The following is a 13,316-nucleotide window of genomic DNA, read 5'->3' as shown; positions in this document are numbered from 1 at the left end:
ATCATATATCTTTATGCTGTCGCTATGACCAGTAGCGCGCAGACAAAGACAATCCATGAGTTCCTGGCCGACGCTCCCGATGTCGACCGCTCCGAGCTGTGGGCCTCGCTGTGGGGGATCCTCACCGAGGTCAAGGAGACGATCACCGCCGAGCTGGCGGTGCATCCACATCCCTCCGGCGAAGGCCTGGGCTACTGGACCTCCGAGGACGGCCGCTACGAAGGATCCCTGAACCCCTACGTCGGCGACGCCGACCACGGCGCCGAGTGGCTGGTGCACTCCTGGATCGGGAACCGCAGCGCCTCCATCCTCGACATGAACCTCCAGGTCTGGCTCGGCCCGCACATCGACGTCCCCCACCTGGTGATCGTGTTCGGCACCGTGCCGAACGTCTTCCACTTCAGCGACCTGGTGCCACGGCGTGACCTGATGACCGACATCGAGTACCTGGATCGCTACTACGGCGGCCAGAACGACGCCTGGCTGGCGCTGCGCGGGGACAACCGCTTCTCGTGGTCGGTCAGCCATGGCACCTACATGCGCGCGTTCAACTCCCCCGTCGCCAACTCCTACATGGCGACCTGCCCCGACGACGAGGCGGTCGAGGTGCTCGGCCAGTCGGTGCGGGACCGGGTCGAGACCTGGCTCGGCTGGGTCCGCGAGGCGTCCCCGGTGCCCGAGGACGAGAGGGCTGCGCTGCGCGAGCGCGACCACCTGGTGCGCACCTACGGCTACACGCTCGACCCGATGAACGAGCTGTCGAAGCGTTTCCTGGGAGCCGAGCGGGTCGAGGAGCTGGTGGCCACCCGTGCCGGACTCGGCCAGATCCGTGAGATGCGGACCGGCGCATGAGAGTCCTGGTGATCGGTGCCGGGCTGGTGGGCTCGGCCGCCGCCGCACAGCTCCAGGAGCGCGGGCACGAGGTGACCGTCACGACCACGACGCCGGCGAAGGTGGAGGGTCTGCGCGAGAGGTTCGACGACGTGCTGGTCCTGGTCGGGTCGGACCGGGACGCGGTCGCGGCCGCGGTCGTCGGTGCCGACGCGGTCGTGGTGACGGCCGGACCGTCGGCCCAGCGGGCGATGACTCCGGAGGACCGGGCCGCGACCTACCACCAGGTGCTGGTCGAGACCGCCCGGAACGTGGTCGCGGCCGAGGGCGCGCCCCACCTCGTGGCGCTGTCGGCGCTGTCGGTCTACGGCCGTGCCGCCGACCACCTCGGCGGGGTCCTGGAGGACGGCCCGGTGACGGACTCCCCCGACCCGAGCCCGACGAAGTTCCTGGAGATGGAGGCCACCTACCTCGGCGCCGGTGGCGACCGGACGTGCGTCTTCCGGTGCGGCGACGTCTTCGGCGCCGACGACCCGCCCATCGAGGCCAAGGTGGCCATGGCCCACCAGTACCTCGGCGGCTCGGTCCCGTTCGGGGCCGACGCGCTGTTCTACCGCCTCTCGGTCCAGGACGCGGCCGCGGCGGTGGTGCACGCGGTGGAGCATCGGCTCACCGGCGTCTACAACCTGACCCACCCGGAGCTTCCTCCCACCAACGCCGAGCTGTTCGACGCGATCTCGCTGAGCCAGGGCCTCCCGCCGCTGGTCTACCGCGACGAGATCGCAGGTCCCGCCTGCGCGGTCTCGGTCGACCGGCTGGCGGAGGCGGGCTTCGTGGCCGTGACGTCGTACGAGCCGCACCCGACGCTGGCCCGCTGAGCAGACCGTTCCGCCCACGAGGCGAGCCCCCCGCGTCGACAGGTGACGCGGGGGGCTCGCCGTCCGTGGGGACCTGCGACAGGTCCGGCCGGGTCGCAGCTCAGTGCTGCCGGCGATAGGACACGCGGGGCACCAGCAGCAGTCCGGCGGCACCGAACAGGACCAGCGCGCCGGCCCAGAGGCCCAGCACCGGCAGCGAGGCGGGATCGCCGGTCTGGGGCAACGACGTCGTTGTGCCGCTCGACCCTCCGCCGCTCGAGCTCGCGTCGACCGAGCCTCCCCCGCCCGAGCTCGCGTCGGTCGAGCCGCCGCCTCCGTCCGCGGGCGCCTTGCTGCCGACGGTCAGCTTGCCGAGGCCGGCACCGGACGCCTTGCAGTCGGCGTCGATGGAGAGCGCCTTGAACGCGAAGGTGAACTCCTTGACCTCGATCTCCATCTCGTCGGCGTCCGAGCTGACCGTGCCGACGAGTGCCGGCACGGGAACTGGCTGCTTGGGCGGCGCCTTGACGTCGGCACCGCCTGCCATCTTCATCGACTTGCCGCCGGCGACGAGCCCGAGGGTGACATCCATCCGGCCGTCGATCGGCAGCGGGGCGATTCCCGGCAGGTCGGACATCTGTGCCCGAAGCTGGACCGGTGCCCCCGTCTTCGGACGGAAGCCGCTGACCGCGATCGTCGCCGGGTAGCTGAAGTCCGACCCGAGCGGGTTGAGCACGCAGGCGAACTCGGCCTTGCCCTTCGCGGGCACGGAGGTGCTGGCCTGGGCGTTGGGAGAGGCGGACGGTGACTTCGTGGGTGACGCCGTCGGCGACTTGGTGGGCGACGGGCTGGGCGACTTCGTCGGAGTGGCGCTCGGGGTTGCCGTCGGGGTCGGGGTGGGTTGTGGAGCCACGGGCTCACCGGCCCCGGTCACGCTGGCCGTGACGTTGGTCGCCAGCGGCTTGGTACGTGGGTTGTCGCCGCCCTTGACCCCGCTCGTCTGGCCGTTGCAGTCGATGTTGATGTCGAAAGCCGCTGCGCGGAACTGGACTCCGGCGAAGGTCACCGTGTTCGCACCGGCCACGGCGGGGAACGTCGCGGTGACGGTCGAGCCGGGGATGATCGAGGCACCCTTGACCTCGACGGCCGGCATCGTGCCGCTGACCGTCTGTCCGTTGGCCGAGAAGTCGAATCGGCCCGAGACCGAGGCCTTCGGCCCCCCGTTCTTCGGCCCCTTGTTGAAGGTCAGCGAGATGGTGACGTTCTCGCCCGGTCGGGGCGCGGCAGGCGACAGCGTCATCGTGTAGTCGGCAGGCCCGGCCGGTGCGACGTCCGGGTCGGTCCAGGGCGCCAAGGACGTGGAGATCTCGTACAGGTCGGCACCCGAGCCGCCCCAGACCCAGCAGCCACCCGGCGGGGTGACGGCGCCGGCCGGGGTGGCCAGCAGGGTGGCCGGAGCGAGCGTCCCCGCGGCGAACGCGACCAGCACCGCCAGCGAGCCGAGTCGAGGTGCGCGCATCACGCCTGCCCCCCGATCCGGCGTCGACCGGGCACGAGCAGCAGCACCGCGGCCCCGAGCAGCAGCAGCGCGCTGCCTGCGATGAGCACGACCGGCAGGGCGTCCAGCGGTCCGGTGTGCGGAAGCGCGGCCGAGCCGCCCGATGTCGTCGGCGCGCTGGTCGGGGCGGCGGTCGGGGTCGTGCTCGGTGCCGTGCTGGGGTTGGAGACCGGTGCCGTGCTGGGGCTGGAGACCGGCGCCGTGCCACCGCCGGCGGCACCGAAGACCAGCGGCATGTTCACGGTGTTGGCCGAGACGACCGCGGGCGGGTTCGAGGTGGGCAGCGGCCCGATTCCGATCACGCACTTGACCTGGGTGCAGTCGACGGTGGCCCCCGAACCTGTCGTGAACTTCGCCGAGAGCGTCAAGGTGGTGTCCTCGATCTTGCCGCTGGCATCGGCGGTGCGCAGCGTCGCGCCGCCGCTGATGTTGCAGTCCGCCGGCCCGGCGTAGGGCACCCGGCACTGACCCACTGCGACGGGCTTGGTGTTCGCGGGGAACCCGGAGACGCTCACGGTGACCTTGGTGCCGTCCTGGATGGTGCCCGACACCGACGGGGTGGTGGTCACCCGCGGGGCCGCCGAGGACGGCGAGGCGGTGAGGACCAGGAAGCCGATCGTGGACAACGCGACTGCCAGGCCAGAGAGAAGCCGTCTCTTCATGTGTTCGTCTCCATACTGCTCGGGTTCGGGCGTGGTGCGGTCATCGCGGAGGACTCACAACGGCGTTGTGAGCGTCATGGTGTCGCTCCCCGTCCGGGGAACACTTGACAGATGCGGGCCGGAGCGGTCGTTCGCAGCCGCGGAGGACCCCAGGTAGGACTCGACGACGGCGGGGTGCGCGCGGACCTCGTCGGGAGTCCCGGAGGCGACCAGGCGGCCCAGGTTCATGGCCACCATCCGGTCGCACAGCCGGGCCAGCAGGGGCAGGTCGTGCTCGATCACGATCATGGTCGTGCCGAGCTCGCGCCGGATGTCGAGCAGCAGGCTGCCCAGGGCCTCGCTCTCGCTCTGGGCGATCCCCGCCGAGGGCTCGTCGAGGAGCAGCACCCGTGGCTCCAGGGCGAGCAGGCAGGTCAGCTCGACCACGCGACGGGTCCCGGTGGACAGCTCCGCGATCGTCCGGCCCTCGAACGGTCCCAGGCCCATCCGCTCGATCAGCTCGTCAGCCTGCGCGGCCTTGCGCCGGTCGGGCAGCCGTGTGCCGAGCGCCGAGGCGAGCACGTTGCTGGGCGCCACGCGCTCACCCGCGATCATCACGGTCTCGCGCACCGTGAGGGTGCTGAACAGCGCGGCGTCCTGGAACGAACGCACCAGGCCTGCCATCGCCCGGCTCTCCGGGCTGGATCTGGTGACGTCGACGCCCTCGAAGAGCACCTGGCCGGCGTCCGCCGCGGTGAATCCTGCGATGACCTCGAACAACGTGGTCTTGCCGGCACCGTTGGGCCCGATGATCCCCAGGATCTCGCCGCGGCCGACCTCGAGGTGGACCTGGTCGACGGCGACGACGCCACCGAAGCGCCTGGCGAGCCCCTGGACGACGAGCTGCGGAGCTCCCGCGGCCCCCACCGCCGGCGGCTCCTCGAAGAGTCCCTCGAGGCGCGCAGTGGCGCGCAGTGGTGAGGGCGCGTCCTCGAGCTCGGCGCGCGCCGACGCCGGGTCGATGCCTGCCCGGGTCGCCAGCAGGTCATACCAGCGATCGCGGGCGCGGATGCCCAGCCCACCGAGCCCGTCGGGGAGCAGCACGACGACGGCCAGCCAACCCACCGCGAGCGCCGCCTGGCCGGGGAGCCCGAGGGCCACAAGCGACGGCAGTCCGACGATCAGCAGCGAGCCGACCAGCGGTCCCAGGACGAGTCCGAGACCACCGACCACGGTCAGGGCGACGACGTCGATGCTGGCGGAGGCGGGGAAGGAGTTGACGGTCAGCTGGGACTGGCCGTGACCGATCACGACGCCGCCGAGACCTGCCAGCGCACCGGCGGTGAAGTAGAGCTGGAGCTTGCGGCGCCGGCTCGGGACGGTGAAAGCCCGCGCGGCGTCCTCGTTGTCGCGCAGCGCCTGCAGCGAGCGTCCGAAGCCGCTGCGCCACAGGTTGGCGGAGACCCAGAGGCCCAGCGCGAGCATGAGCAGCGCGAACAGGTAGTAGTCGCGCGAGAGCTCCAGCGAGTAGCCGAACCAGGTCGGCTTCGGCGGTGAGACCCCGTCGCCCAGGAACAGGTCCAGGCGCAGCACCCACGCCGACGTCGCCAGCGCGAAGGCGAGCGTCGACACCGCCAGGGCCAGGCCCTTGAGGCGCAGCGCAGGGATCCCGACCAGGGCCGAGACCAGCCCAGCAGCGACGACGCCGCCGACCACCCCGACCACGAAGTTGTCCGAGCGGGTCGCCAGGTGGACCGAGACGGCTCCCCCGATCCCGGCATAGGCGAACTGACCCAGCGACAGCTGGCCCGCCACCCCGGTGATCAACCCGACGCTGAGACCGACGAGGGCGAACCCGGTGACCGAGGTGAGCACCGAGGCGGTCTCGTTGCTGACCACATAGGCCAGGGACACGGCCACGAGCGCCAAGGATGCGCCGAGCACGACCGGGGTCAGGCGGATCGCCCGCACGTCAGCGTAGGCCGCGGGAAGGGGCGAGGGCCCGATCCGTCGCCAGCCGATCCGTTCCTGCCCGGCCCGACCGAGCTCCGGCTGGCGCAGGAGCGCGGCCACGATCACCAGGCCGAGGACGACGGGGACCAGGTCGCGGGTGTCGGGGTTGGAGAGCAGGACCTGCTCGAGCACGCCCACGCCGAGCGAGGCGCCGACCGCGATCGGGATCGAGGACATCCGCGCGATCACCGCGCCGGCGAGGCCCTTGAGCAGCAGGTCCGGGCCCAGCGTCTCGATCGACTGTCCCGACGTGGTCGGAGTGACCAGGATCGCCGAGAACGCCGCGATGCCACCCGCGATCGCCCACGCCAGGCTCGCCATGCGGGGCGCCCGGATCCCTTCCAGGGAGGCGGCGTCCGGGTCGTCCGCCGCAGCCCGGATCGCCAGTCCGTGCCGGCTGTGCCGCAGGAACCGGGCCAGGCCGAGCAGCACGAGCGGCCCGAGGACGAACATCGCGATGTAGGGCGGACCCACCGGCATCCGGCCCATGGTGAACGACGGCAGGTAGGAGGGCTGAGGGAAGGTGAAGCCACTGACGCCGTCGCTGTTGATGAGCAGCGCGCTGATCAGGATGAACTGCGAGAGACCGAGCGTCGCGATCATCCCGATCAGGCTCGGACGGCCCGCGAGCCGGCGAACGACGCCCACCTCGATAGCCCCGGAGAGGGCCGCCGCCACGAGAATCGCCGCCGGGAAGCCGATCCAGTAGGGCGCTCCCCAGTCGCCCACGAACAGGGCCAGGATGGCGGCACCGAACGCGCCGATCGAGCCGTAGGCGAAGTTCACGAACCTGCTCGAGCGGTAGACCAGCACCAGGCCGACTGCGAGCAGCCCGTAGGTCAGGCCGCTGAAGAGCCCGATGACCACGCGGTCGATACCGACGTCGAAGCCGCCCACCGCCACCAGGCCGTTCGTCAGGAGGAGGGTCATGGCCGCTCCCCCACGTGGCCCCCGAGCATCAGGGCGTGCACCCGCTCGGGGTCGGCGTGCAGCGCGGCCGCGGCGTCCTCCGCCACGATCCGGCCCTTCTCCATCACGTAGGCCCGGTCCACCAGCGAGAGCGCGACGTTGACCGACTGCTCGACCACCAGCACGGCAGCGCCGCGCTCGTTGAGCCGGCGGACCAGGTCGAGGAGGCCACCGACCACGACCGGCGCCAGTCCCAGGGAGAACTCGTCGATGACCAGGAGCCGTGGCGACTGGACGATCGACTTGGCGAGCGCCAACATCTGACGCTCACCCCCCGACAACGTCGAGGCGGGCTGGGCGCTGCGCGCTTCCAAGCGCGGGAAGACAGCGAGCGCGGCGTCGACCGCCTCACGTGCCCACTCACGGTCCTGAGCACCGTAGGCGTGCATGCGGAGGTTCTCCTCGACGCTCAGCGAACCGAAGGTCGACTGGCCGACGACCTGGCAGAGGCCGTGCTCGATGCGTTCCCGGGTGCTCCACCGGGTGACGTCGAGACCGCCGAGCGCGACGGTCCCGGCGTCGGGAGCCAGCAGTCCGCCGATGACCTTGAGCAGCGTGCTCTTGCCGACCCCGTTGGGGCCGAGCAACGCCACCATCTCGCCCTGGTCGACGCGCAGCGAAGCGTCGAAGAGCACCTGCACCTGGCCGTAGGAGCACTGGACGCCGGACACCTCGAGCGCGGGCGCGCCCGCGACCGGCGCGGTCACCACGCGCTCACGGCCGCGGGAGAGCAACATCTTCACCCTCGTACTGGAAGCAGCCGCACGTGTCGTCGAAGGCCATCACTCGGTAGGCGCCGGAGGCGGAGTAGGAGTCCGTGGCGACACCTCCCGCGAAGCCCGTGGCCGGGACGAACGAGTCACCCAGGCCCTGGACGGCAGCACCCCAGGCCGAGGCGTTGAGGTTGTCGGTGAGGTCGGCCGCACCCGCCTGCAGGATCCGAGCCGCATCGCAGTAGGGCAGGGCGACGCGAGCCGACTCCCGGGAGTCGAAGGTGATCCCTGCATCGGCGTAGATGTCCATGCACTCCTGCTCAGGCCCCTGACGAGGGAAGGGCAGCTGCGCATCGGAGACGTCGCCGCTCGGGTTGAAGCTGATCCCGACCATGCCCTGGAGCACCTCGGGCGGGACCGTGTCGGGGTTGTTCACGAAGAAGCCCGGGCTGTCGAAGCTGGAGATGGCGTAGGTGGCGTCGAACTCCTGGGTCCTGGCGACGGTCGCGAAGATCGAGGCCAGCCGGGCGCCGCCGAGGAACATCACCCGGTCCAGCCCCTCCGAGCGGAACGTGACCGCCGCCTGCTCGTTGCCCTGGAACAACGACCCCAGGTCGGTCGTGTCGACCCACCCGACTTCAGGCGTGACCCCGAGCTCCTTGAGCATCGAGGTGGCCAGGCCTTCGACCACGCGTCGGTTGATCGGGGTGTCGTCGGCGACCAGCCCGACCCTGTCGCGGCCCTCGAAGAAGCCCTTTTCGTCGAGGGTGTCGATCAAGGCGCGCACCGTGCCGTCGTACTCCGGGTAGGCCGGCGACCAGAGGTAGGGCGCCATCTCCTGGTAGGCCTGCTTGTCGGTGGCGACCAGGGTGGCGTCCAGGATCAGGGTCTGGCGCTTGGCGTAGCAGGGGCGGGCGTTGCTCTGGAGCTGACCGGTCAGTACGACGGCGAAGGCTCGGTCGTCCTGCGTGATCTGGTTGCAGAACTGTTCCTCCGCGGCCGGCGAGTCCTCGGTGGCGTCGTACATCTTGAACACCGCGTCGAGCGTGCGACCACCGATCCCGCCGTTGGCGTTGACCCACTCCTCCAGCGCGGCCACCTGGGCCTCGGGGTCGCCGGCGTCGGCGGTCTTGAAGCCGGTGACCTTCTTGACGCCCTCGAGGTCCGTGCCGACGAAGACCACCTTGACCGCGTCGTCGGTGACGCCGGCACCGACGCCCTCGGCGCTGGCCGAGACCGTGCCGCCGGCGACCCGGTCGCCGACGACGGCGCCCGGCATGACGGTGCCGCACCCGGCCAGCGCGAGGCCGGCGGCGACGACCACGGCGGCACCGCGCAGCAGAAGTGACCGGTCGTGGTCTCGACCGGCCCTGCGGCTCGCGCGCGCCTGCTCCACCATCGGGTCTCCGTCCTCTGTTCGTTGCGACAATATACGATATCGAGTTCTAGGCGGAACCTTTCTGCCGATCGCGTCGCTCCAGCCATCGATCGGCCGCCTCGATGTCAACCACGGCATCGGCAGACACGCGGGCGCCGTCGCGGACCTGCGCAGGCGGAGGATCGAGCAGCTCGTCGATCAGACTGCGACCACGGCCACCGCGCCTGGCCAGCCACCGCTCGACGGCCGCCAGGTCGACGACCGCTGCGCCAGTGTCGTCAGAGGGCGCGTCCGGCAGGCGGGTGCCACCAGCGAGCAGCGCCGCCAGGTCGCGCGCCTCGAGCCGGCCGTCGACCTTCCTCAGCACCCTGGACCGGCTCGCAGCCCGCGGGCTGACCAGGAAGCCGCCGAGCGCTTCGACGTACACCACGTCGGGCAGGGCGTAGCCCTCGGCCGTGGCACGGTGCCGCGCAGCTTGGGCTGCCGCGTCGGCACGACGACGGGCGGTCATCCGGCGCCGGATCCCCCAGACGAGCAGCACCAGACCGAGCACGTTGAGCGCGATCAGACCCCAGGGGTAGGCGGTCCAGGTGGTGCTGGCGGCGGTCGCCGGGTCGTCCCCGACCTGCGCGACGACCCGGTAGTCACCGAAGGCGGCGATCGGGAGGCCGACGGTGACCGACACCTCGACGCTCTGCAGCGGCTCGATGGTCAGGTCGGTCGTGGTCGTCGAGGTCGGCTCGGTGGACGCGCTCTTCCCGACGCCGAGGCGCACCTGCGGGTTGACCGCCGGCGCCGTGCCGGTGTTCTGCAAGGTGAGGACGACACGGCGCTCGGGCGCAGCCCCGAAGAGTGCGGCCGGGCCGCCGCTCCCCTCCAGGCGGACCTCTGTCACCTCGAGCCGGGGCGCAGGGACGACCGGTTCCGGCGGGGTTCCGACGGGGTGCCCGATGACCGTGAAGGGTGCATCCACCGCCACCGTCGATCCCTGGTAGGACGCAACGCGCACCACGCAGGGGCAGGGCGCGGGCGGCCGGCCCACCAGGAGGTCGAGCTCGATCATGCCGTTCTCGGTGGCGCTCGCCAGGACTGCTCCTGACTGGTCGCAGGTGCTCGAGCCCCCGATCGCAAGGTCACCGCAGAGCACCGCCTGCACCTGGGTGAAGGCCGGCCACCCCGACCCGACCACCTCAACCGTGGTGCCCGGGGCCGCGGAACCCGGCACCACAGTGGCCGTGAGCGACTCCGTGCGCTCCACAGTCACATCGTCGTCAGCGAAGGCCGCTGCGGGAGGGAGCGCCAGGAGTGCAGCGAGCAACGCCGTGAGGAGGCGCCTCACGGGACCGATGAGACGGTGATCAGAGGGGCATCCCTGACGGAGTCGAAGCTTCGCTGGCGCTCGTTCCGGCGGCGGCGCCACCACCATGCGGCCCCGACGAGGAGGAGAGCCAGGAGGGCCATGGCCAGCCACGGAATGACCCAGCTGACGGTCTGCCCGGTGTCACCCACGCCTTCGCTGATCTCCAGCGAGACCGATGTCGTGACCCGGTCCAGGAACCCGATGCCAGTGACCGCCTCGGTGAGCGTGACCGTCTGGCCGGGCAGCAGATCGACGAGAGCCTCTGGGCGCACGGTGTCCAGCTCGCGACCGAAGAGGCCCGTCAGCGCTATCACAGTGCCGGGCGCCAGTCGCACGTTGCCGGTGTTCTCGATCGTGTAGGTGACCGTGCCGTTGCCCGAGCCGGTCCAGGGAAGCCAGCCTCGCTCGTGGTCGAGCCCCACCTCAGTCACGGTGACGTCGGGTGTCACTGGGCCAGCGACCCGGAGGTAGAGCCGCGCCCCCACGGCGCGCTGCACGCCGATCTTGAGGTCGTCGGCATCCTGGGTGCCCTCGATCGCCGTGTTGAGCGCGACGACGCCTCCCACGTGGTCGCCGGGCGTCGCGTTGTCCGGGACCTTGATGGTGAAGGGGACGTCAGCCTGGGTACGCCCGGCGACAGTCAGGCGGCGGAAGGGCATCCGGATCCAGGCACCGACGTCGGTCTGGGGCTCCTCCAAACCCTTGAGGGCGAAGAAGCCGCTCGCGCGGGTGTTGTAGCCATCGGCACCGTAGAGGTCGAACGTGATGGGCTTGTCCGTGAAGTTCTGGATCCGCACGCTGTCCTTGACGACCTGGCCGGGCTCGCCCTCCAGCACGAAGTAGTTGCGCGGCGTCGCTGTCTCCACCTCCGGGGGGGTCGGCGTCACCGACCAGGCCCCGTTGTCGGCCGCCACGGCCTCGGTTCCTGCCAGGAGCACGAGCCCCACGCCGAGGATCAGGGCGGTCAGGGTGGCCGTCACACGTCGTGCCACGAGGGTCATCGCGGGTCTCCTCGTTCGTCAGTCGATTCGATGGGGCTGGGGAATGACTCCACCCGGATGGGTCGCCGCCCGAGCGGCGCCCATCCGGGCCATGGAGCGTCAGACGAGTCGCGACATCACGACAGCGTCAGGGTGATCGTGCCGGTGTAGCTGCCGGCAGCCTGGTTGGCTGCCACCGCCAGCGTGAGACCGGCGTCGGCGACGGTGTCGCCACCGCTCGTGCCGTCGGCGCCGAAGCCACCCGCCACCACGGAGCAGAGCGGCAGGGCAGTCGCCGAGTCGGCGAACGCACCACCTGCACCCGCGGTCACGGTGTCGTTGTTGTTGCCTCCGGCCGTGCACGTCGGCGCCCAGGTCAGCTTGTCCGGTGTGATGGAGAAGCCGCCGTTGCTGAGCCCCGAGAACCGGCCGACCAGTGACCACCCGAGGGTGCCACCGCGGTAGTCCTTGACGGTGACGTCCTGGAGCGAACCGCTCGAGGTGGTGGCGGTGCCGTCCAGCGTGACGGCGGACATGACAACCGGACCGGACACCTTGGACATCTTCAGGTCGCCGGCGTTCACCGTCAGGTTGACCGTCTCCACGAGGGAGCAGCTGCCCGTTGTGGCTGTTCCGACCTTGGCGACGCACGCGTCACCGAAGGACTGGGACGCGAACAGGACGGTGGGCGGGGGGCCATTCGCGTGGATTCGGCTGGCACCGATGAACGCGGTGACCGTTGACTGGCCGGCCGAGACCGTGAAGCTGCCGGTAATGGCTCCGGTCGAGTCCGCCGTGACGGTGGTGGGCGCGTCGCTGGTCGGGTTCGGCGGGATCGGCGGCGGCGCGAGGTAACCACCGACGCTGACCGACTGGTTCGGGTCCCAGTTGGAGCCGGAGAACGTGACGTTGTTGCCCGTTGCGGTGATGTTGAAGGTGACGTTCGCCAGGATCGTGATCGGGACGAGGCGAGTGTCCGCACCGCTCGTGACCTTGAGCCGCCGGGACCCAGTGGTCGGAGAGGCACCAACGTTGAGGGTTCCGGTCCCTGCGCCACCGGTGACGGTGAAGGACGACGTTCCGGTGTCACAGTTGTTGCCTGCGGAGTCGCACAGCTGTGCGCTGGCCGAGCCGTCCGTGAAGTCGGTCACCGAGAACGAGATGACGTCGTTCCTGCGCGCGTGCGTGGTGACCGTCTGGTTGCTCACCGCCGTGATGGAGGCAGCGGGGGCGTTCACGGCGGTGAAGCTGGTGGTGATGTTGGTGTCCACCGGCGTCGTCGCCGGGTTGACCCCACCGCTCGGATTGATCCGGACGCCGGTGGCCTGGCCGTTGCAGGCGACCCGGGTCAAGAACGACGGGATGTCGTAGTAGACCTTGCGGAGCACGATGTTCTGCGTCCCGGCAGCGGTGATGTTGTAGGACCCGTTGATCGTGTCACCCGGGATGGGCGCAGCGCCTCCGGCGCTGAACGCCTTCGAGATCGCGGGCAGGTTGGTGCCGTTGACCGAGAAGTAGTAGTAGACCGTGCCGCTGGCGGGCGGACCGCCGTTGGTCGGACCTTCGTTGAAGGTCATGCTGAAGTTGCGCGTACCACCGACAGCGTTGCTACCGCTCGAGGTGAGCGTGTAGTCGGCCGGACCGGGGTTCGCCCACGGCGCCAGGGTCGACGACGTCTGACTGGCCGGAACCGTGTCCTCGATGTTTGACGGCGTCGTGGGCGAATACACCCAGCACCCGCCGGTGGGCGTCGCAGCCGAGGCGGGTGCGGCGCCGAGTACGGCGAGGCCGCCGGCCACCACGGTTGTCACGGCTGCCGCAGCAGCCAGTTGAATTCGTGATCTCATCTACCCGTTGTCTCCTTGTCGGGTATGAACGTTTCGTGTCGAAACGCTCGCCGTGAGTCGCAGAACCTGTCCCTGCCGTGCGCCTCTGGGTGCGCAGTGCGCTCAGGGTGTCCAACGTCACACGATATTGTCAATGATATATTCTAGCGAATCGCAACTTTGAGGGCGG

The 13,316-nt window shown here is 70.5% G+C and carries 10 protein-coding genes; 2 read left to right on the top strand and 8 right to left on the bottom strand.

Going from position 1 to position 13,316, the window contains the following annotated elements:
• Positions 1–24 precede the first annotated feature (24 nt).
• Positions 25–852 carry a red chlorophyll catabolite reductase gene (locus tag JOD65_RS10090; RefSeq protein ID WP_191196591.1) on the top strand — a complete coding sequence of 276 codons (828 nt, stop codon included), beginning with the start codon at positions 25–27 and terminating at the stop codon, positions 850–852.
• A complete protein-coding gene (locus JOD65_RS10085) occupies positions 849–1,709 on the top strand; it encodes an NAD-dependent epimerase/dehydratase family protein (protein ID WP_191196590.1) in 861 nt (286 codons plus the stop codon). The genes JOD65_RS10090 and JOD65_RS10085 overlap by 4 nt, the downstream gene beginning before the upstream one ends.
• A 100-nt stretch (positions 1,710–1,809) precedes the next feature.
• Here JOD65_RS10085 and JOD65_RS10080 read toward each other — a convergent pair whose 3' ends face one another.
• The 8 genes from JOD65_RS10080 to JOD65_RS10045 all read right to left on the bottom strand — a co-directional run bounded on the left by JOD65_RS10080 (position 1,810) and on the right by JOD65_RS10045 (position 13,111).
• Positions 1,810–3,207: a hypothetical protein gene (locus tag JOD65_RS10080; protein ID WP_191196589.1), complete on the bottom strand. Its 1,398-nt coding sequence runs from the start codon at positions 3,205–3,207 to the stop codon at positions 1,810–1,812.
• On the bottom strand, positions 3,207–3,908 hold the full coding sequence (locus JOD65_RS10075; protein ID WP_191196588.1) for a neocarzinostatin apoprotein domain-containing protein: 702 nt from the start codon (positions 3,906–3,908) through the stop codon (positions 3,207–3,209). The genes JOD65_RS10080 and JOD65_RS10075 overlap by 1 nt, the downstream gene beginning before the upstream one ends.
• Before the next feature lie 54 nt (positions 3,909–3,962).
• On the bottom strand, positions 3,963–6,830 hold the full coding sequence (locus tag JOD65_RS10070) for a branched-chain amino acid ABC transporter permease/ATP-binding protein (protein ID WP_191196587.1): 2,868 nt from the start codon (positions 6,828–6,830) through the stop codon (positions 3,963–3,965).
• Positions 6,827–7,606, bottom strand: coding sequence for an ABC transporter ATP-binding protein (locus JOD65_RS10065; RefSeq protein WP_191196586.1), 780 nt, complete (start codon positions 7,604–7,606; stop codon positions 6,827–6,829). The genes JOD65_RS10070 and JOD65_RS10065 overlap by 4 nt, the downstream gene beginning before the upstream one ends.
• Positions 7,584–8,981 carry a type 1 periplasmic-binding domain-containing protein gene (locus JOD65_RS10060; protein ID WP_191196585.1) on the bottom strand — a complete coding sequence of 466 codons (1,398 nt, stop codon included), beginning with the start codon at positions 8,979–8,981 and terminating at the stop codon, positions 7,584–7,586. Before JOD65_RS10060 ends, JOD65_RS10065 begins: the two co-directional genes overlap by 23 nt.
• A gap of 46 nt (positions 8,982–9,027) precedes the next feature.
• On the bottom strand, positions 9,028–10,299 hold the full coding sequence (locus tag JOD65_RS10055; RefSeq protein WP_191196584.1) for a hypothetical protein: 1,272 nt from the start codon (positions 10,297–10,299) through the stop codon (positions 9,028–9,030).
• A complete protein-coding gene (locus tag JOD65_RS10050; protein WP_191196583.1) occupies positions 10,296–11,321 on the bottom strand; it encodes a WxL protein peptidoglycan domain-containing protein in 1,026 nt (341 codons plus the stop codon). Before JOD65_RS10050 ends, JOD65_RS10055 begins: the two co-directional genes overlap by 4 nt.
• Before the next feature lie 116 nt (positions 11,322–11,437).
• Positions 11,438–13,111 carry a hypothetical protein gene (locus tag JOD65_RS10045; protein WP_191196582.1) on the bottom strand — a complete coding sequence of 558 codons (1,674 nt, stop codon included), beginning with the start codon at positions 13,109–13,111 and terminating at the stop codon, positions 11,438–11,440.
• Positions 13,112–13,316: the final 205 nt, after the last annotated feature.

It is taken from the genome of Nocardioides cavernae (assembly GCF_016907475.1).
Taxonomy (GTDB): domain Bacteria; phylum Actinomycetota; class Actinomycetes; order Propionibacteriales; family Nocardioidaceae; genus Nocardioides; species Nocardioides cavernae.
The sequence above is the reverse complement of the archived record's forward strand: the minus strand, read 5'-3'. Positions and strand labels throughout refer to the sequence as shown.